This is a genomic window from Cellulomonas massiliensis JC225, assembly GCF_000312005.1.
Classification (GTDB): Bacteria; Actinomycetota; Actinomycetes; order Actinomycetales; family Cellulomonadaceae; genus Cellulomonas; species Cellulomonas massiliensis.
The window spans coordinates 2,429,749-2,449,614 of sequence record NZ_HE978588.1; the positions used below are offsets into that span (position 1 = coordinate 2,429,749).

Below are 19,866 nucleotides of genomic sequence, written 5' to 3' on the forward strand. Positions count from 1 at the left end.
CGATACCAGGGCCCTGACCTGGGACCAGAGTCCCGGCGCTCTATGAGCCAGGTCACACTAGGAGCGCGCCTGCTCCCACGCGAAGCGACCGGTCGCGACGAGGTCCGGGTGCTGCTCCGGGTGCAGCTGGAGCACCACCGACAGCAGGACCGCCCACGCCTGCGCGCGCTGCCAGGTCGCGTCGTCCCAGCCGCAGGCCGCGTCGACGCGGGCACGGAAGCGGGCGCGCGTCGGCGCGTCGAACGTCAGCCAGGCGGTCGCGAGGTCCGAGGCGGGGTCGCCCGACGTCACGTCGCCCCAGTCGATCGCGGCGACGAGCCGCCCGTCCCGTACGACGAGGTTCGCCGGGTGGGGGTCGCCGTGCAGCCACAGGGGCGGGCCCTCGTGGTCGGGCGCGGCGGCGAGCTCGTCGAAGCGGTCGAGCACCTCCGACGCGTGGGGCCAGCCGAGGTGCGCGAGCCGCTCCACGAGCGGATCCCGGCGGGTGCGCGGAGGCACCCCGCGGTACGGGTTCACCGGCGCGTCCGCGGGGGCGGGCCGGTGCAGCGCGACGAACAGGTCGGCCAGGTCGTCGGCCCACGAGGCGCGCCCCTCGACGGGGCCCGCGTCCGCGCGGGCGCCCTCCACCCAGCGGGCGACGCTCCACGGCCACGGGTAGCGCTCCGAGGGGACGCCGACCCGGACCGGGACGGGCACCGCCACGGGCAGCACCGGCGCGAGCACGGGCAGCCAGCGCTGCTCGTGGGTGACGAGCGGCACCGCCACCTCACGGACCGGCAGCCGGACGACGAGGTCGTCGCCGAGGCGCCACAGCGCGTTGTCCCAGCCGCGCGCGACGAACCGCAGCGCACGGTCCGCGAGGTCGGGCTGCTGGTCCCGCAGGAGCGCGCGCACGGTGGCCTCGTCGACGTCGACCTGCACGAGGCGCTCGACGCTCACCGCGCGCTGCCGCTCACGACCACGGGTCGACGGTCCGGCCGTGGTCCCACGGCACCGACCAGCCGAGCTCGTCGAGCATCCGCGCGAGGACGATGGCGGTGAAGCCCCAGACGAGCACGCCGGCCACCTCGAAGGCGGGGGTGCGGACCCGCACGCCGCCGCGGTCGTGCACGACGCTCGCCCGGTGGGCGGGGTCGACGAGGTCGGCCACCGGCACGCGGAACACGTCGACGGTCTCGGCGTGGTCGACGGCGACGACCTGCGACGGGCGCGACCACCACGCGGGGACGGGCGTCACGAGGTGGTCGCTCACCGGCAGCGCGAGGGGCGCCAGCGTCCCGAGCACGTCCACGCCGGTCGGGTCCAGGCCGGTCTCCTCGACGGCCTCCCGCACGGCGGCGGCCTCCGGGGACGCGTCGCCCGGGTCGAGGCGGCCGCCCGGGAACGAGACCTGCCCGGCGTGATGGCCGAGCGTGGCGGCGCGGCGCTGCAGCAGGACGTCGAGGTCGCGCGCGACGACGGGCGCCGCGGCGTCCGCGGGGGAGTCGTCGAGGACGCCGAACAGCACCAGCACGGCGGCGGGGCGGGCTGCCCCGGGCCGGGGGAGCGCCCGGGACGGGTCGACGCGCCAGTCGATGCCGCGCCGGACCAGCGCCTCCAGCTCGGCCCGGGCGCCGAGCGGCGTCGCGGGGCCCGCGCCGGCTGCCGGGGCGCTCATCCGCGCGCCCGGACCTGCTCGCCGAAGGCGGCGAACGCCTTCTCCGCGGCCGGCAGCAACGCCGGCAGGTGCCGGTCCGCGCCGTCGCGCACCGCGTCGGCCTGCTCGGGCTCGAGCTCGCCCGCCATGTCGGGGGTCGCCAGCCAGAGGTCGACCATGCGGCGGTCCAGCTCGGGGTGGAACTGCAGACCGAGCGCGGAGCCCGCGCGGAACGCCTGCACGGGCGTCACGTCGCTCGACGCGAGCAGCGTGGCGCCGGCCGGCAGGTCCACCTGGTCGTGGTGCCAGTGCAGCACCGTCGGGCGCGCGCCGAGCGCGCCGAGCACGGGGTCGTCCGCGACGACGTCGACGGGCGCGAAGCCGATCTCGGAGCCGGCCCGGCGCAGCAGACGTCCGCCGAGCGCGAGCGCGAGCAGCTGCATCCCCAGGCAGACGGCCAGCACGGGCACGCCCTGCTCGACCGCCCCGGCCAGCAGGCGCCGCTCCGCCGCCAGCCCGGGGTGACCACGGTCGTCGTCGGCGTCCATCGGGCCGCCCATCACGACCAGCCCGGCGACGTCGTCGAGCGCGGGCAGCGCCGGCTCGGGGTCGTCGAGCACGGTCCGGACCCGGTACGGCGCGTCGAGCGCGGGGCCGATCCGGCCCGGTCCCTCGTGCGGGGCGTGCGTGAGCACCAGGACGGGCCGCACCGTCACCACCCGAGGGGCAGGGGGCGCCCCTCCTCGTAGCCGGCCGCCGACTGGATGCCCACCGTCGCGCGCTCGTGCAGCTCCTCGAGCGTCGTCGCGCCCACGTAGGTGGCCGCCGACCGCACGCCGGACGTGATGTGGTCGATGAGGTCCTCGACGCCCGGGCGCTGCGGGTCGAGGTACATCCGCGACGAGCTGATGCCCTCCTCGTAGAGCGCCTTGCGGGCCCGGTCGAACGCGGACCCGCCGCGCGTGCGGGCGGCGACGGCACGCGCGGAGGCCATCCCGAACGACTCCTTGTAGCGGCGCCCCTGCTCGTCGGTGTGCATGTCGCCCGGCGACTCGTAGGTGCCCGCGAACCAGGACCCGACCATGACCTGCGACGCACCGGCCGCGAGCGCGAGCGCGACGTCGCGCGGGTGCCGCACGCCGCCGTCCGCCCACACGTGCCGGCCCAGGCGGCGGGCCTCCGCGGCGCACTCGAGCACGGCGGAGAACTGCGGCCGCCCGACGGCGGTCATCATGCGCGTGGTGCACATCGCGCCGGGGCCCACCCCGACCTTGACGATGTCGGCGCCCGCCTCGACGAGGTCGCGCACCCCCTCGGCGGTGACCACGTTGCCCGCCACGACCGGCACCTGCGGGTCGAGCGAGCGGACGGCGCCGAGCGCGTCGAGCATCTTGCGCTGGTGCCCGTGCGCCGTGTCGACGACGAGCACGTCGACGCCCGCCTCGAGCAGCTCGGCGGTCTTGGCCTTCACGTCGCCGTTGATGCCGACCGCCGCCGCGACGCGCAGCCGGCCGTCGGCGTCGAGCGCGGGCTGGTAGATCGACGAGCGCAGCGCGCCCAGGCGCGTGAGGACGCCGACGAGCCGGCCGTCGCGCACGACGGGGGAGAACCACCGGCGCGAGCGGTGCAGCTGCTCGAACGCCTCCTCGAGGCCGCGGGCCCCGTCGTGCTCGAGGACGCCGAGGTCCACGACCGTGGGATCGGGCGTCATCACCTGGTCCACCCGCGTGAACAGGTCCACGCCCTGGCAGTCCGCCTCGGCGACGACGCCCACGGGGCGCCCGTCGTCGACGACGACCGCGGCGCCGTGCGCGCGCTTGGCGATGAGCGCCAGCGCGTCGTGCACGGTGTCGTGCGGGGCGACGACGGTCGCGGTCTCGACGACCGTGTGGCGGCCCTTGACGCTCGACACCACGGTCGCGACGACGTCGGTCGGCGTGTCCTGCGGCAGGACGGCCAGACCGCCGCGGCGGGCGACCGTCTCGGCCATGCGGCGGCCCGCGACGGCCGTCATGTTGGCGACGACGAGCGGGATGGTGGTGCCGGTCCCGTCGACCGTGGTCAGGTCGACGTCGAAGCGGGAGGTGACCTCCGAACGTGACGGGACGAGGAAGACGTCGCCGTACGTGAGGTCCGAGGTCGGCACGTGGCCGGGCAGGAAGCGCATGAGGGATCCCCTTTCCGAGGCATCTTACCGGGCGGGCAGCCGGCGCCCGCGGGCGGCCGCGTCGCCCCTCGGTACGCTCGGCCCATGCTCGTCGCGCTCACGGGGATCGGCCTGTCGGCCGCGGCGGGCCTCAACGCCTACATCCCCTTCCTCGTCGTCGCGCTGCTCGCGCGGTTCACCGATGTCGTCACCCTGCCGGCCGGCTGGGAGTGGATGGAGAGCTGGTGGGCGATCGGCATCGGCGCGGTGCTGCTCGCGGCGGACGTCGTGCTCGACAAGATCCCCGCGGTCGACACCGTCAACGACGCGGTGCAGACGGCGATCCGGCCGGCGTCCGGCGCCGTGCTGTTCGCCGCGACGAGCGCGGCCGCCGACCTGGAGCAGTCCAGCTGGGTGCAGGACCGTCCGTGGGTGCCGGTCGTCGCGGGCGTGCTCGTCGCCCTCGCCGTCCACGGGACGAAGGCGAGCGTGCGGCCCGTGCTCAACGCGAGCACCGGGGGCGTCGCCGCGCCGGTCGTCTCGACGGTTGAGGACGGTGCGTCGCTCGGGCTGTCGCTCGTCGCCCTGCTGCTGCCGCTCCTCGTGCTCGTCCTGCTCGGGCTGGGCGTGTGGGCGGTCGTGCGGCTGCGTCGCCGGCGGCGGGCCCGCGCGGAGCTCCGCGCGCAGGCGCCCCCGCCGGTGCCCTGAGCCGTCCACAGCACCTGCACAGGGTCCGCCGAGGGCCCGCCGGGCGTGAGGCGGCCGCCGGGCGCCGCGCCCCCTACAGTGGGAGGGCGCCGCGCCCGCGCTCCAGCGGCGGGCGGCAGGCAGGAGGAGATCAGTGACGCGTCCCGTGCTCCCGACGGTGCGGACACCCGCGGACGTCCGGCGGCTCAGCGGCCGGCAGGTCGCGCAGCTCGCCGACGAGATCCGCACGTTCCTCGTCGAGCAGGTCTCGCGCACGGGCGGGCACCTCGGCCCGAACCTCGGTGTCGTCGAGCTGACGATCGCGCTGCACCGCGTCTTCGACTCCCCGCGCGACACCCTGGTGTTCGACACCGGGCACCAGGCCTACGTGCACAAGCTGCTGACCGGCCGCGCCGACTTCTCGCGGCTGCGGCACCGCGACGGGCTGTCGGGCTACCCCAGCCGCGCCGAGTCCGAGCACGACGTCGTCGAGAACTCGCACGCGTCGACGGCGCTGTCCTGGGCGGACGGGATCGCCAAGGCCAACGAGCTGCGGGGGCAGGCCGACCGCTCCGTCGTCGCCGTTGTCGGCGACGGGGCCCTGACCGGGGGCATGGCCTGGGAGGCGCTCAACAACATCGCGGCGGGCCAGGACCGCCGGCTCGTCGTGGTCGTCAACGACAACGGGCGCTCGTACGCGCCGACGATCGGCGGCCTGGCGCACCACCTCGACACGCTGCGCACCACCCAGGGCTACGAGAACGTCCTGTCGTGGGGCAAGCGGACGCTGCGCCGCTCCGGCCCGCCCGGGCGGGCCGCGTACGAGGCCCTGCACGGCCTGAAGAAGGGCATCAAGGACGTCGTCGCGCCGCAGGGCATGTTCGAGGACCTCGGCATCAAGTACGTCGGCCCCGTCGACGGGCACGACGAGCCGGCGGTCGAGCGGGCCCTCACACGGGCGAAGGCGTTCGGCGGCCCGGTGATCGTCCACGTCATCACCGAGAAGGGCCGCGGCTACAGCCCCGCCGAGCAGGACGTCGCGGACCGGTTCCACGCCGTCGGGAAGATCCACCCGGAGACGGGCCTGCCCGTCGCCCCCTCGCGGTTCGGCTGGACGAGCGTCTTCGCCGACGAGATCGTCCGGATCGGCCGGCGGCGCCCCGACGTCGTCGCGCTCACCGCGGCGATGCTGCAGCCCGTGGGGCTCGCGCCGTTCGCGGACGAGTTCCCCGACCGGGTGTTCGACGTCGGCATCGCCGAGCAGCACGCGGTGACGTCGGCCGCGGGCATGGCGTTCGCCGGCCTGCACCCGGTGGTCGCGGTCTACGCGACGTTCCTCAACCGCGCGTTCGACCAGGTGCTCATGGACGTCGCGCTCCACCGCGCCGGCGTCACGTTCGTGCTCGACCGCGCCGGCATCACCGGTGACGACGGCGCGAGCCACAACGGCATGTGGGACATGGCGATGCTCTCGATCGTGCCCGGCCTGCGGCTCGCCGCGCCGCGCGACGAGCAGACGCTGCGGTCCGCGCTGCGCGAGGCGGTCGACGTGGACGACGCGCCCACGGTCGTGCGCTACCCGAAGGGCGCCATGGGCGACGCCGTCGAGCCGGTCGACACCGTCGACGGGATCGACGTCCTCGCGCGCCACGAGGCGGCCGGCGGCGAGGCCGGCGCACGCTCGGTGCTCGTCGTCGGCGTCGGCGCCATGGCGGGCACGGGCCTCGAGGTCGGCCGGGTGCTGGCGGCGCACGGCCTGGCGGCGACGGTCGTGGACCCGCGGTGGGTCCTGCCCGTGCCGGAGGGGCTGGTCAAGCTCGTCGGCGCGCACGACCACGTGGTGACGATCGAGGACGGGCTCGTCGACGGCGGCGTCGGCGCCCTGCTGGCGCAGCGGTCCCGCGAGGCGGGCATCGGCACGCCGGTGCAGCCGTTCGGGGTGCCCCGCGCCTTCCTCGACCACGCGACGCGCGACCAGCTCGTGGGGGCGCTGCGCCTGCGTCCGGAGGACGTCGCGCGCGACGTCCTCACCGCGCTCGGCACCGCCTGAGGCCCGCCCCGCGCCGGGCGCGGGGGAGGACGTGTGACCTGCCCGACACCCGGGTGGTCGGGACCGAGGTCCCAAGACATCCCATGACTTGCTCCCTAGGTTCGAGGTAACGACTCGTCGAAGGAGCGCAGATGTCCACCACCACCGGGCCCGCCACCGCACCGGCGGCACGCAGCGAAGGCAACGCCGCGGAGGGCACCCTCCCCGCCGCGTGGGACGGCTTCGAGCGCGGTCCCTGGACGGACGGCGTCGACGTCCGCGACTTCATCCAGCGCAACTACACGCCCTACGAGGGCGACGCCTCGTTCCTCGCCGGCCCGACCGCGCGCACGACCGGCATCTGGGCGCAGCTCTCCGAGATGTTCCCCGCCGAGCGGGAGAAGGGCGTGTACGACGTCGACGCGACCACGCCGTCGACGATCACGTCGCACGCCCCCGGCTACATCGACCGGGACAACGAGGTCGTCGTCGGCCTGCAGACCGACGCGCCCCTCAAGCGGGCGATCATGCCCAACGGCGGCTACCGCATGGTCCTCAACTCGCTCGAGACCTACGGCTACGAGCCGGACCCGGTCGTCACCGAGATCTTCACGAAGTACCGCAAGACCCACAACGACGGCGTCTTCGACGTGTACCCGCCCGCCGTCCGCGCGGCCCGCTCGTCCCACATCATCACCGGCCTGCCCGACGCCTACGGCCGCGGCCGGATCATCGGCGACTACCGCCGCGTCGCCCTCTACGGCGTCGACGCGCTGATCGCCGCGAAGAAGGTCGAGAAGGCCGGGCTCGACATGGAGCGCTCGGTCGAGGACGTCATCCGCGCCCGCGAGGAGCTCTCGGAGCAGATCCGCGCGCTCGGCGAGCTCAAGGCGATGGCCGCCTCGTACGGGTATGACATCTCGGACCCGGCGACGACCGGCCGCGAGGCCGTGCAGTGGCTGTACTTCGGGTACCTCGCCGCGGTGAAGGAGCAGAACGGCGCGGCCATGTCGCTCGGCCGCACGTCGACGTTCCTCGACATCTACCTGCAGCGCGACCTCGAGGCCGGCCGGCTCACCGAGGAGCAGGCGCAGGAGGTCATCGACGACTTCGTCATCAAGCTGCGGATCGTGCGGTTCCTGCGCACGCCGGAGTACGACAACCTCTTCTCCGGCGACCCCACGTGGGTCACCGAGTCCATCGGCGGCATGGGCGAGGACGGCCGGACGCTCGTCACGAGGACGTCGTTCCGGTACCTGCAGACGCTCTACAACCTGGGCCCAGCGCCCGAGCCGAACATGACCGTGTTCTGGACCGACGCGCTCCCGGCGGGGTTCAAGGAGTTCTGCGCGCAGGTGTCGATCGACACCTCCGCCGTGCAGTACGAGTCCGACGACCTCATCCGCGCCGACTGGGGCGACGACGCCGCGATCGCCTGCTGCGTGTCCCCGATGCGGGTCGGCAAGCAGATGCAGTTCTTCGGCGCTCGCGTGAACCTCGGCAAGGCGCTGCTCTACGCGATCAACGGCGGCCGCGACGAGGTCTCCGGCAAGCAGGTCGCCCCGGCGACGCTCCCCGTCGAGGGCGACGTCCTCGACTACGACGACGTCGTGGCCCGCCTCGACGCGACGATGGACTGGCTGGCCCAGACGTACGTCGACGCGCTCAACTGCGTGCACTACATGCACGACAAGTACGCCTACGAGCGCATCGAGATGGCGCTGCACGACCGCGAGATCCTGCGCACGATGGCCTGCGGCATCGCCGGCCTGTCGGTCGTGGCCGACTCGCTGTCCGCGATCAGGTACGCGACGGTCCGCCCGCTGCGCACGGTCGACGGCCTCATCACCGAGTACTCGGTCGAGGGCGACTTCCCGACCTACGGCAACGACGACGACCGCGCCGACGACATCGCCGTGTGGCTCGTCGAGACGTTCATGGAGAAGATCCGGCAGTACCCGACCTACCGCGGTGCGCTGCACACGCAGTCGGTCCTGACGATCACCTCGAACGTCGTCTACGGCAAGGCCACGGGCTCGACGCCCGACGGGCGCCGCGCCGGCGAGCCGTTCGCCCCGGGTGCCAACCCGATGAACGGGCGGGACTCGCACGGCATGCTCGCCTCGGCCCTGTCGGTCGCGAAGCTGCCGTACTCGCAGGCGCAGGACGGCATCTCGCTCACCTCGTCCGTCGTGCCCGCCGGGCTCGGCCGCACGCGCGAGGAGCAGGTGACGAACCTCGTCGGTCTGCTCGACGCGTACACGATGTCGAACGGCTACCACATGAACGTCAACGTGCTGAACCGCGAGACCCTCGTCGACGCGATGGAGAACCCGGAGAAGTACCCGCAGCTGACCATCCGCGTCTCGGGCTACGCCGTGAACTTCGTGCGGCTCACCCGCGAGCAGCAGCTCGACGTCCTCTCGCGGACGTTCCACGGCGCGGTCTGACCCGCACCGCCCCGGCACCCGCAGCAGAGCCTGACAGGAGAAGGACCGTGACGACCCTGACCGACGAGCGGCACGACGGCGCACCGGTGGTGCCGCTCGGGATGCCGCTCGTCGGCGGGTCGCACGAGCGCGCGCACGGGCGCGGCACGTCCGGGCTCGCGGAGGCGCAGACCGACGACCGCTCGGCCCGCCTCGCCGCGGTCCGCGCCGGCGAGCTCGGCTCGGTGCACTCGTGGGAGCTCGTCACGGCGGTCGACGGGCCGGGCACCCGGCTGACCACCTTCCTGTCCGGCTGCCCGCTGCGGTGCCTGTACTGCCACAACCCCGACACCATGGAGATGCGCCGCGGCACCGACGTCACGGCGGACGAGATCCTGGGCCGGGTGCAGCGCTACCGGGGCGTCATGGCGGCCACCGGCGGCGGCCTGACGATCTCGGGCGGCGAGCCGCTCATGCAGCCGGCGTTCGTGCGGCGGCTCCTGCGCGGCGCGAAGGCGATGGGCGTCCACACCGCGATCGACACGTCCGGCTTCCTGGGCGCGCACTGCACCGACGAGATGCTGGACGACATCGACCTGGTCCTGCTGGACGTCAAGTCCGGCGACCCGGAGACCTACCGGCGCGTGACCGGCCGCCCCCTGGCCCCGACGCTCGACTTCGGGCGGCGCCTCGCGGCCCGGGGCGGCACGGAGATCTGGGTCCGGTTCGTGCTCGTGCCGGGGCTGACCGACGACGAGGAGAACGTCGAGAAGGTCGCCGCCTACGTCGCCTCGCTCGGTCCGGCGGTGACGCGCGTCGAGGTGCTCCCGTTCCACCAGATGGGCCGGGACAAGTGGGCCGAGCTCGGCATGCGCTACGAGCTCGAGGACACCCAGCCTCCGTCGGTCGAGCTGACCGAGCGGGTGCGCGAGCAGTTCCGGTCGCACGGCCTGACCGTCTACTGACGGCCACGCCCGGCTCGCGGCTAGAACGCGCTGACCGAGGCGGGCGCCCGCTGCGGACGCGCCAGGGTGCGCAGCAGCGCGTCCTGCCCGTGGCGGCGCAGCGCCAGGTTCGTCAGGAGCGTGACGACGGGCCAGAGCGCGTCCGGGGAGAACTCCGGGGTCGGGACGCCGACGCTCGCGGCGAGGTCCTCGCTGTGCACGAGGATCTCGAGGAGCCGGGTCACGACGAAGTCGTCGCTTGAGAGCACGGTGCCCTGCCACGGGACGAGCACCGCAGGCGGCGCGTCCGCCAGGGTCGCGTCCAGCCGGTCGACGACCGTGCGGGCGTGCGCGAGGACGGCCTCCGGGCCGGGGTCGGCGAGCGCCGCGGAGCGGTCGCGCACGGCGACGTTGGAGGGCCCGTCGAGGTCCTCGCGACGCCAGGAGACCTGCGCGTAGTGCTCGTCGACCGTCAGGGCGGCGGCCGGGTCGCCGGGGGAGCCGCCGAGCACCTCGACGACCCGCTGCGCCTGCAGCAGCAGGTGCGCCGCCAGGGCACCGACGGTCATCCCGGCGCAGGCCGACTCCTCCTGCCACGCGCTCGCGACCTCGGGGCGTGACGCCAGGCCGAGGGCGGCCTCGGCGGCGGGGCGCAGGGCGCCGGGGGACAGGGTGCCGGTGAACGTGAGGGCGGGGAGCACGGCGTTCACCCTGCCGCGCGGGGCGGCCGGCGGGCAAGCGCCGCCGCGTGTCGCCCCCGACGCGGCGGCCGGCCGTCACCCTCGGGCGACGGCCGGCCGGTGCGCGTCAGGCCGGGACGTTCGCGACCCCGTCGGGCAGCAGGCGACGGCCGAGGACCCGCTCGCTGTACCCGGTGCGGTCCAGGTACGGCGTGATGCCGCCGAGGTGGAAGCCCCAGCCGGCGCCGAGGATCATGCACAGGTCGATCTGCTGCGGGGTGGCGACGACGCCCTCGTCGAGCATGTGCCCGATCTCGACCGTGAGAGCCGTCAGCACGCTGTCGAGCACGCCGGCCTCGTCCAGCGCGGCGGCGGCCGGCTCGACCTCGCGCGCGCCGTCGAAGACCGCCTGGACCGCGGGGTCGACGGGCTTCGGCAGCCCCTTCGCCGGCGCGGGCAGGACCACCTTCGTGCCGTCCGCGACGAGCTTCTCGAGCCCGGGAGAGCGGGGGAAGCGGTCGCCCAGGTCGTCGCGCAGCGACGTGAGGACGTGCAGCCCGACGGCGGGCCCGACGAGGTCGAACAGCTCGAACGGCGGCATCGGCAGCCCGAGCGGGTCGAGCGCCCGGTCCGCGACCTCGACCGGCGTGCCGTGCTCGACGGCGTCGACGATCACGCCGAGCAGCAGGACGAGGAGGCGGTTGACGACGAACCCGGGCCGGTCGGCGACGAGGACGGCCGTCTTGCGCAGCTTCGCGGCGACCGCGAAGCCGGTCGCGAGGGCCTCGGCGGACGTCCGCTCCGCCTGCACGACCTCGACCAGCGGCATCGCCGCGACGGGGTTGAAGAAGTGCAGGCCGACCACCCGCTCGGGGTGCTGCAGGTCGGCCGCCATCTTCGTCACCGACAGGGCCGAGGTGTTCGTCGCGAGCACCGTCGTCGGGGAGACGACGCCCTCGAGCTCGGCGAAGACCCGCTTCTTGAGGTCCAGGATCTCCGTGACGGCCTCGATGACGAGGTCGCACGACGCGAAGTCCTGGAGCTCCGTCGTGCCGGAGATCTGGCCGACCACGCGCGCGCCGGCGGACGCGCTCATCCGGCCGGACGACACCAGCCGCTCGACGGTCGACCGCGCGGCCTCCAGACCCTTGTCGACGCGCTCCTGGTCGAGGTCGCGCATGACGACCGGGACCCCGAGGCGCTGGGCGAGCAGCAGCGCGATCTGCGCAGCCATGAGCCCGGCGCCCACGATGCCGACGCGCGTGACGGGCTGCGCGAGCGACGGGTCGGGCGCGCCCTGCGGCTTCTTGCCGCCGGAGACGAGGCCGAACGCGTACACCGACGAGCGCATCTCGTCGGACATGATGAGGTCGGCGAGCGCCTCGTCCTCGGCCGCGAACGCGTCGGCGCGCGACGCGTCCCGGGCGGCGGCGACGAGCTCGAGCGCCCGGTAGGGCGCCGGGCGCGAGCCGTGGACGACCGCGTCGAGCCGCTGGCGGGCGGCCGCCACGACGCCGTCCCACAGCGGCTGCGGGTCCAGCTCGCGCCGCTCGACGACGACCTCGCCCGTCACGACGCGCGCCGCCCAGCGCACCGACTCCTCGAGGAAGTCGGCCGCGTCCAGCACGACGTCCACCAGGCCGAGCGACGCCGCCTCCGCGACCTTCAGCGGCTTGTTCGCCGCGGGGCGCGTCAGGACGACGTCGAGCGCCTTCTCGACCCCGACCAGGCGCGGCACGAGGTACGCGCCGCCCCAGCCGGGGACGAGGCCGAGGCCGGTCTCCGGCAGCGCGAGCGCGCGCACGTCGGACGCCGCGGTGCGGTAGTCGCAGTTGAGCGCGAGCTCGAACCCGCCGCCGAGCGCGACGCCGTTGACGAACGCGAACGTGGGGACGCCCGCGTCGTGCAGGAGCTCGTACGCCGCGTGCCCCCCGCGGCCGAGGGCGAGCGCGTCCTCGCGCGTCCGGACGGCGGCGACCTGGGTGAGGTCCGCGCCGGCCGCGAGGAAGTACGGCTTGCCGGTGACGGCGATGGCCTGCACCTCGCCGGCCGCCGCGCGCTCGCGCACGGCCCGCAGCGCCGCGGTGAGCTCGGCGATGCCGAGCGGGCCCAGGGTCGTGGGCTTCGTGTGGTCGAGGCCGTTGTCGATCGTGACGAGCGCGAGGACCCCGGCGCCGCCGGGCATCCGCACGTCGCGGACGTGGGCGTGGGTGACGCGCTCCGCGCGCGGCTCGGTGCTCATCGGGCGTTCTCCTCGGCGGACGGGACGTAGTCGGCGTGGTGCGGGTTCTCCCAGACGACGGTGCCGCCCTGGCCGAGGCCGACGCACATCGTCGTGAGGCCGTAACGGACCTCGGGGTGCTCCGCGAACTGCCGCGCGAGCTGGGTCATGAGGCGGACGCCCGACGAGGCGAGCGGGTGGCCCACGGCGATCGCGCCGCCGTAGGGGTTCACGCGCGGGTCGTCGTCGGCGATGCCGAACGCGTCGAGGAACGACAGCACCTGGACCGCGAAGGCCTCGTTGATCTCGAACAGGCCGATGTCGTCGATCGTCAGGCCGGCCTGCTCGAGCGCCTTGGTGGTCGCCGGGACCGGGCCGATGCCCATGATCTCCGGCTCCACGCCCGCGTAGGCGAACGACACCATGCGCATCCGGACGGGCAGGCCCAGCTCGGCGGCGGCGTCCTCGGCCGCGAGCAGGCACGCCGCGGCGCCGTCCGTCAGCGGCGCGGCGGTCGCGGCGGTGACGCGGCCGCCGGGGCGGAACGGCGTCGGCAGGCCCGCCACGCCCTCGATCGTCGTGCCCGGTCGCGGCGGCTCGTCGGCGGTCGCCAGCCCCCAGCCGTGCTCGGGGTCGCGCAGCGCGACGGGCACGAGGTCCGGCTCGATCCGGCCCGCGGCGAGCGCGGCGGCGTACTTCGCCTGGCTGGCGACGCCGTACGCGTCGGCCCGCTCCTTCGTCAGCGCGGGGAAGCGGTCGTGCAGGTTCTCGGCGGTGACGCCCATGTTGAGCGCGTCGGGCGCGACCAGCTGCTCGGCGAGGAACCGGGGGTTGGGGTCCGCGTCGAAGCCCATCGGGTGGCGGCCCATGTGCTCCACGCCGCCGGCCAGGACGACGTCGGCCGCACCGACCCCGATCTGCGCCGCGGTGCTCGTCACGGCCGTCATCGCGCCCGCGCACATGCGGTCGATCGCGTACCCCGGCACGGTCCGCGGGAGGCCCGCGAGCACGCCCACGGTGCGGCCCAGCGTCAGGCCCTGGTCGCCCTGCTGCGTGGTAGCCGCGACCGCCACCTCGTCGATCCGCTCCGGGGGCAGCTGCGGCGTGCGGCGCAGCAGCTCGCGGACGGCCTTGACGACGAGGTCGTCGGCCCGGGTGTGGGCGTACAGCCCGTCCTTGCGGGCCCGGCCGAACGGCGTGCGGACGCCCTCGACGAAGACGGTGCGCCGGACGGTCGGCGAAGGACGGGCGGATGCGCTGGGCATCGAACCTCCTGGAAGGGGACGGCAGTGTCCGAGGTGACGGCCCAAGGTAACCGATACCGCCGGTATCACACCACCCCTGCACGCGGGTGGGTCGAACGTCCCGTCAGAGGTCCGCGAACACCTCCGCGAGGCGCGGCGCGACGAGCTCGACCTGCCACGCGCGGGCGCCGCCCGCGGCCAGCGCCTCGGCGACCGACGTCTCGTCGAGGCGCTCCGGCGGGGCCCAGCACAGGCGTCGCAGCAGGTCCGGCTGCAGCAGGTTCTCCGCGGGCACCGTCCACCGGGTGGAGAGCTCCGCGACGACGTCGCGGGCCGCCGCCAGCCGCGCGGCCGCCTCGGGGTCGCGGTCGGCCCAGGCCCGCGGCGGCGGGGGAGCGTCGCTCTTCGGCCCGCGCAGCGACGGCAGCTCGGCGTCCGGCACCGCGCGCCCGCGGTCGATCGCGGACTGCCAGAGCGTGGCCCGGCGGCGGGTGCCCTTGCCGGAGAACTGCGGCAGCGCCGTGAGCTCGGGCACCGAGCGCGGGAGCGCCTGCGCCGCCGCGACGATCGCGGCGTCGGGCAGGACGCGCCCCGGGGAGATGTCGCGCTCGCGCGCGTTGCGGTCGCGGGTCTCCCACAGCTCACGGACGACGGCGAGCCGACGGGCGTCGCGGACCTGGTGCAGGCCGGAGACGCGCCGCCACGGGTCGGTGCGGGGGCCCGGCGGGGGGGCCGTGCGCACCGCCTCGAACTCCTGCGCGGCCCACTCCGCCTTCCCGGCCAGCGCCAGCCGTTCGGCGAGCACCTCGCGGACCTCGACCAGCACCTCGACGTCGAGCACGGCGTAGCGGAGCCACTCGGTCGGCAGCGGACGCGTGGACCAGTCGACGGCCGAGTGCTCCTTGGCGAGCCCGAGCCCCAGCGTGTCGGCCACGACGGCGGCGAGGCCGACCCGCTCCATGCCGAGCAGCCGCGCGGCGAGCTCGGTGTCGAACACGCGCGAGGGGCGCATGCCCTGCTCCGCCAGGCCCGGCAGGTCCTGGGAGGCGGCGTGCAGCACCCACTCGACGCCGACGAGGGCGGCCGACAGGGCCGAGAGGTCGGGCACCGCGATCGGGTCGATGAGCGCGGTGCCGGCCCCCTCGCGGCGCAGCTGCACGAGGTAGGTCCGCTGGCCGTAGCGGTAGCCGGACGCCCGCTCGGCGTCGACGGCCACGGGGCCGGTCGCGGCGCCGAACGCCTCCACGACGTCCGCCAGCGCGCCGGGGGTCGCCACGACGTCGGGGATGCCGTCCGCCGGCTCGGTCAGCGCGACGACGACCGGTCCCGTGGACGACCCCTCCGTCCCGGTGACGTGCTCGTCAGGTCGCATGCGTCCACGGTAGGCGAGCGCCGTCGCCACGCGCGCAGGCGGGGCCGGGGGAGGCGCGACGTGTCGCAGTCGCGTGCGTCACGCCGCCGACGTCCGGCGCGCACGCGCGCAGCGCGCGTGCGGCCCTCAGGCCAGGACGCCGCCGCGGATCGCGATGGCCACGAGCTCGGCGCGGTCGCCCGTGCCCAGCTTGCGGGAGATCCGGGCGAGGTGGCTCTTCACGGTGAGCGCCGACAGGCCGAGCTCCTCGCCGATCTGCCGGTTGCTGCGTCCGTCGGCGACGAGCGAGAGCACGCTGATCTCCCGGGCGGTGAGCTCGGGCAGCGGCGGGCGCGAGGGCGCGGGCGGCGGCGTGCGCGTGAGGCTGGCGGACGTCGAGCTCGCGATCGCGCCGCGGATCCCGCCTGCCAGCAGCGCGGTCAGCTCCGGCCGGCTCGCCCGACGGGTGAGCACGACGACGCGCTGCGCGCCGCGGCGGCGCAGGTTGGAGGCCAGCGTCGTGCCGTCGCCGTCGGCGATCTCGGTGAGGACCACGCACAGCTGCGCGCCCGGGCCCGGCCGCTGGCTCGGCGGGTCCGAGGGGCGGGCGGCCGTCCCGGGCCGCGTCCCCGCGGCGCGCGGACCGAGCACGGGGCGCGCGGGGGCGACGGTCGCGAGGCCACGGGCCTCCCGGCGGAGCGGCTCGATCGTCATGGCCCCTCATCGGCACCGGTGCCGGGGGACTTGAGCCGGTCGGGCGGGGCGTGCAGCGGGCGGACTGACTGCCGTCAGGCGGGCGAGCACCGCGGGGCCGTGCGCCAGGGGCAGCGGGGGCGCAGGTCAGCGCCGCGGGCCGAGCGGCACGACCCCGTCGGGCAGCGGCTCCAGGCCGGCCGCGGTGCACAGGAGCGTCGCCCACGCGCGCAGGTGCGGGCCGAGGTCCTCGTCCGCCGCCGTCCACGACGCGCGGATCTCGAGCTCCGTCTGCTCCTCGCGCACGTCGAGCGCGCCGAAGCTCTGCGACAGCACGCGCGTGACGGTCCCGGCGGCGGCGTGCGGGTCCAGGTCGACGGACGCCAGCGCGTCGAGGAACCAGGACCACGCCACCTCGGCCAGCAGCGGGTCCGCGCCCACCTCGGCCTCGAGCGTGGCCCGCACGAGCGTGACGAGCCGGAAGCAGCCGTCCCACGCCTCCTGCCCCTCGGGGTCGTAGAGGACGACGAAGCGCCCCGACGCCAGCTCCGCCGCGGCGACGGAGCGGCGGGCCGTGCGCACCTCGGCGGTGAGCGCGGCCGAGTACGGCGCGATGCGCGCGGGCCCCGGGACCTCGTCGAGGACGACCTCGGGACGGACGACGACGGCGCGCAGCGAGCGCAGCGAGCGGACGAACGCGGCGGGGACGTCGTCGGGACCGGCAGGAGTCACGAGGGGAGCGTACGATCGCGCGCTCGCACGGCCCGGCGGCGGCACGCCGGGGACGGCACGCCGGTGCAGGCCGTCGCCGTCGTGCCTCGTCGCCCGTGGTCGCCCGTCGTCGCCCGTCGGCACCTCGCGCGCCGTCGGCGTCCGCCGGCCCGCCGCCGCGGCGGCGTCTCGCGTGACGGCCGCGCCGCCGGTGGCGGCGGACCGGAGGGCTACGCTGACCAGGAATCCCGCACCGCGCGCCGCGCCCCCGTGCGCCCGCGGTCGCCCGAACCGAAGGAGCAGGCGCACATGGTCGCCACGTCAACGGACGCCGGGCAGCCCGGCACGGCGCAGACCGGCACGGCGCAGATCGGCGTCACGGGCCTGGCCGTGATGGGCCGCAACCTGGCGCGGAACTTCGCGCGGCACGGGTTCACGGTCGCGGTGCACAACCGGTCGTGGTCCAAGACCGAGTCGCTCGTGGCGGACCACGGCGACGAGGGCACGTTCGTGGCGTCGGAGTCGATGGCGGACTTCGTCGCGTCGCTGGAGCGGCCCCGCAAGGTCGTCGTGATGGTCAAGGCCGGCGCGCCGACGGACGCGGTGATCGACGAGCTGGTGCCGCTGCTGGAGGAGGGCGACATCGTCGTCGACGCCGGCAACGCGCACTTCCCCGACACGATCCGCCGCGAGGCGGCGCTGCGCGAGCACGGCCTGCACTTCGTGGGCTCGGGCGTCTCCGGCGGCGAGGAGGGCGCGCTGCTCGGCCCGTCGATCATGCCCGGCGGCACCGCGGAGGCCTACGCGAGCCTCGGGCCGATCCTCGAGGAGATCGCGGCGAAGGTCGACGGCGTGCCGTGCTGCACCTACGTCGGCCCGGACGGCGCCGGCCACTTCGTGAAGATGGTGCACAACGGCATCGAGTACGCCGACATGCAGCTGATCGCCGAGGCGTACGACCTGCTGCGCCACGGGCTCGGCGCGAGCGCCCCCGAGATCGGCGAGGTGTTCGCGACGTGGAACAGCGGCGACCTGGAGTCGTTCCTCATCGAGATCACCGCCGACGTGCTCGCGCACACCGACGCCGGGACCGGCCGGCCGTTCGTGGACGTCGTCGCGGACCGCGCGGAGCAGAAGGGCACCGGCCGCTGGACCGTGCAGTCCGGCCTCGACCTGGGCGTCCCGATCACGGGGATCGCGGAGGCCACGTTCGCGCGGGCGCTGTCCGGCTCGGTGCCGCAGCGCACCGCCGCGGCGGGCACCCTGCCCGCGCACACCCAGCCGTGGGCGGTCGAGGACCGCGACGCCTTCGTCGAGGACGTCCGGCTCGCGCTCTACGCCTCCAAGGTGGTGGCGTACTCGCAGGGCTTCGACCAGATCGCGGCCGCCAGCGAGCTCTACGGATGGGGGATCGACCGGGGCGCGATGGCCCGGATCTGGCGCGGCGGGTGCATCATCCGCGCGCGGTTCCTCAACCGGATCACGGAGGCCTACGAGCGCGACCCGCAGCTGCCGCTGCTGCTGGCAGACCCGTACTTCACCGACGCGGTGAGCAACGGCGTCGCCGCCTGGCGGCGCGTCGTGGCCGCCGCGGCGACGCACGGGGTGCCGACGCCCGCGTTCTCGTCGTCGCTGGCCTACTACGACGGCGTGCGTGCCGAGCGGCTCCCCGCCGCGCTCATCCAGGCGCAGCGCGACTTCTTCGGGGCGCACACCTACCAGCGCACCGACCGCGAGGGCACCTTCCACACCGAGTGGTCCGGCGACCGCACGGAGCAGCCCGCGTGAGCGCAGCGTCCCGCACCGGCACGCTGCAGCCCGTCATCCTCGGTGCCGACATCGGCGTCTACGCGCTCGCCCGGGCGTTCCACGCGCAGTACGGCGTGCGCTCGGTCGTCGTCGCCGGGGCGCTGGTCGGGCCCGTGGCCGACTCGACGATCATCGAGCCCGAGCTCGTCGACGACAGCCACGACCCGGAGCAGCTGGTCTCGCGCCTCATGGACGTGGCCCGACGGTACCCCGACCGCCGGCTGCTGCTCATGGCCAACTCCGACTGGCTGGTCCGGGTGGTCGTGCAGCACCGCGGCCTGCTGGAGACCGAGTACGTCGTGCCGTTCCTCTCCGAGGACCTGCTCGACAAGGTCTCGGACAAGGCGACGTTCGCGCAGATGTGCGCCGAGCTGGGCATCGACGTCCCGCGCACGATCATCCAGGACTTCGCCCGGTCCGAGGCGCCCGGCTGGGCGCCCGTGCCCGTCGACCTGCCGTACCCGCTCATCGCGAAGGCGGCGAGCAGCGCGGACTACCAGGACGTCGAGTTCGCGGGCAAGAAGAAGGTGTTCGAGATCGGCTCCGCCGACGAGCTGACGTGGCTGTGGGGCGCGCTGCGCGACGCCGGGTTCCGCGGCCGCTTCGTCGTCCAGGAGCTCGTGCCCGGGGACGACACGCAGATGCGCTCCGTCACCGGGTACGTGGACGGCTCGGGCGTCATCACGCTGCTCGCCGCCGCGCACGTGCTGCTCGAGGAGCACACGCCCACGGGGCTCGGGAACCCCTGCGCGATGATCACGTACCGGGACGACGCGATGCTCGACCAGGCACGGCGCTTCCTCGAGCACACCGGCTACCGGGGCTTCGCGAACTTCGACGTCAAGGTCGACCCGCGCGACGGGGGCCTGCGGTTCTTCGAGGTGAACCCGCGCATCGGGCGGAATAACTTCTACGTCACCGCGGCGGGGGCGAACGTCACGCGGTTCGTCGTGGAGGACGCCGTCGAGGGACGCGCGGTCGAGCCGGTGGTCGTCGACCGCGAGGTCCTCTACTCGGTGGTCCCGCTGCGCCTGCTGCTGCGCTACGTGCGCGACGCCGCTCTCGCGACGAAGGTCCGGGCGCTCGCCCGCGCCGGGCGCACCGTGCACCCGCTGCGGTACGCCGCCGACGCGCCGTGGCGCCGGCGCCTGTACGTGCGCGTCGCCCTGCTGAACCAGGTGCGCAAGTTCCGCCGGTACTACCCGGCGCCGACCGACAGCGGCTTCTGAGGGCTGCCCGGAGCAGCGCCCGGCCGGGTCGCCGTCGCGGCCCGGCCGGGGGCGCCC

General features: G+C 75.2%; 16 protein-coding genes. 6 read left to right on the forward strand and 10 right to left on the reverse strand.

Going from position 1 to position 19,866, the window contains the following annotated elements:
- Positions 1-57 precede the first annotated feature (57 nt).
- Genes HGCM_RS11555 through HGCM_RS11570 form a run of 4 tightly spaced genes read right to left on the reverse strand, consistent with a single transcriptional unit; the run spans position 58 to position 3,803 of the window.
- Positions 58-939 (reverse strand): aminoglycoside phosphotransferase family protein, encoded by an 882-nt coding sequence (locus HGCM_RS11555; RefSeq protein WP_019136997.1) that lies wholly within the window; start codon positions 937-939, stop codon positions 58-60.
- Positions 940-952: 13 nt separating this feature from the next.
- Positions 953-1,657, reverse strand: a complete 705-nt coding sequence (locus HGCM_RS11560) for an NUDIX hydrolase (protein ID WP_019136998.1) — start codon at positions 1,655-1,657, stop codon at positions 953-955.
- Positions 1,654-2,346, reverse strand: a complete 693-nt coding sequence (locus HGCM_RS11565; RefSeq protein ID WP_051016210.1) for a type 1 glutamine amidotransferase — start codon at positions 2,344-2,346, stop codon at positions 1,654-1,656. The genes HGCM_RS11560 and HGCM_RS11565 overlap by 4 nt, the downstream gene beginning before the upstream one ends.
- 2 nt (positions 2,347-2,348) lie before the next feature.
- Complete coding sequence (locus HGCM_RS11570; RefSeq protein ID WP_019137000.1) at positions 2,349-3,803, reverse strand: GuaB1 family IMP dehydrogenase-related protein; 1,455 nt, start codon at positions 3,801-3,803, stop codon at positions 2,349-2,351.
- An 84-nt stretch (positions 3,804-3,887) separates the two neighbouring features.
- Between HGCM_RS11570 and HGCM_RS11575 the strand changes: the two genes are divergently transcribed.
- The 4 genes from HGCM_RS11575 (at position 3,888) to pflA (ending at position 9,892) form a co-directional block, all read left to right on the forward strand.
- Positions 3,888-4,490, forward strand: a complete 603-nt coding sequence (locus tag HGCM_RS11575) for a DUF4126 domain-containing protein (protein ID WP_019137001.1) — start codon at positions 3,888-3,890, stop codon at positions 4,488-4,490.
- A gap of 133 nt (positions 4,491-4,623) precedes the next feature.
- Positions 4,624-6,519, forward strand: a complete 1,896-nt coding sequence (dxs, locus tag HGCM_RS11580) for a 1-deoxy-D-xylulose-5-phosphate synthase (protein WP_019137002.1) — start codon at positions 4,624-4,626, stop codon at positions 6,517-6,519.
- Positions 6,520-6,650: 131 nt separating this feature from the next.
- Positions 6,651-8,948: a formate C-acetyltransferase gene (gene pflB / locus HGCM_RS11585; RefSeq protein ID WP_019137003.1), complete on the forward strand. Its 2,298-nt coding sequence runs from the start codon at positions 6,651-6,653 to the stop codon at positions 8,946-8,948.
- Positions 8,949-8,995: 47 nt separating this feature from the next.
- Positions 8,996-9,892 carry a pyruvate formate-lyase-activating protein gene (gene pflA, locus HGCM_RS11590; RefSeq protein ID WP_019137004.1) on the forward strand — a complete coding sequence of 299 codons (897 nt, stop codon included), beginning with the start codon at positions 8,996-8,998 and terminating at the stop codon, positions 9,890-9,892.
- Positions 9,893-9,912: 20 nt separating this feature from the next.
- Here the strand turns inward: pflA and HGCM_RS11595 are convergent, their stop codons facing one another.
- From HGCM_RS11595 to HGCM_RS11620, 6 genes are all read right to left on the reverse strand, one after another.
- A complete protein-coding gene (locus tag HGCM_RS11595; protein WP_019137005.1) occupies positions 9,913-10,572 on the reverse strand; it encodes a maleylpyruvate isomerase N-terminal domain-containing protein in 660 nt (219 codons plus the stop codon).
- 106 nt (positions 10,573-10,678) lie between these two features.
- Complete coding sequence (locus HGCM_RS11600) at positions 10,679-12,793, reverse strand: 3-hydroxyacyl-CoA dehydrogenase NAD-binding domain-containing protein (protein WP_019137006.1); 2,115 nt, start codon at positions 12,791-12,793, stop codon at positions 10,679-10,681.
- The gene (locus HGCM_RS11605) at positions 12,790-14,037 is read right to left on the reverse strand and encodes a thiolase family protein (RefSeq protein WP_019137007.1); all 1,248 of its coding nucleotides are present in this window, start codon (positions 14,035-14,037) and stop codon (positions 12,790-12,792) included. Before HGCM_RS11605 ends, HGCM_RS11600 begins: the two co-directional genes overlap by 4 nt.
- A gap of 103 nt (positions 14,038-14,140) precedes the next feature.
- A complete protein-coding gene (locus HGCM_RS11610; RefSeq protein WP_019137008.1) occupies positions 14,141-15,388 on the reverse strand; it encodes an HRDC domain-containing protein in 1,248 nt (415 codons plus the stop codon).
- A 126-nt stretch (positions 15,389-15,514) separates the two neighbouring features.
- Entirely contained in the window at positions 15,515-16,081 is a 567-nt protein-coding gene (locus HGCM_RS20570) for a helix-turn-helix transcriptional regulator (RefSeq protein ID WP_019137009.1), read from the reverse strand.
- Between the two features lie 126 nt (positions 16,082-16,207).
- Complete coding sequence (locus tag HGCM_RS11620) at positions 16,208-16,792, reverse strand: DUF3000 domain-containing protein (protein ID WP_026075431.1); 585 nt, start codon at positions 16,790-16,792, stop codon at positions 16,208-16,210.
- A 288-nt stretch (positions 16,793-17,080) separates the two neighbouring features.
- Between HGCM_RS11620 and gnd the strand changes: the two genes are divergently transcribed.
- Both gnd and HGCM_RS11630 read left to right on the forward strand, forming a co-directional pair.
- The gene (gene gnd, locus HGCM_RS11625; RefSeq protein WP_051016212.1) at positions 17,081-18,559 is read left to right on the forward strand and encodes an NADP-dependent phosphogluconate dehydrogenase; all 1,479 of its coding nucleotides are present in this window, start codon (positions 17,081-17,083) and stop codon (positions 18,557-18,559) included.
- Positions 18,556-19,809 carry a carboxylate--amine ligase gene (locus tag HGCM_RS11630; protein ID WP_019137012.1) on the forward strand — a complete coding sequence of 418 codons (1,254 nt, stop codon included), beginning with the start codon at positions 18,556-18,558 and terminating at the stop codon, positions 19,807-19,809. Before gnd ends, HGCM_RS11630 begins: the two co-directional genes overlap by 4 nt.
- Positions 19,810-19,866: the final 57 nt, after the last annotated feature.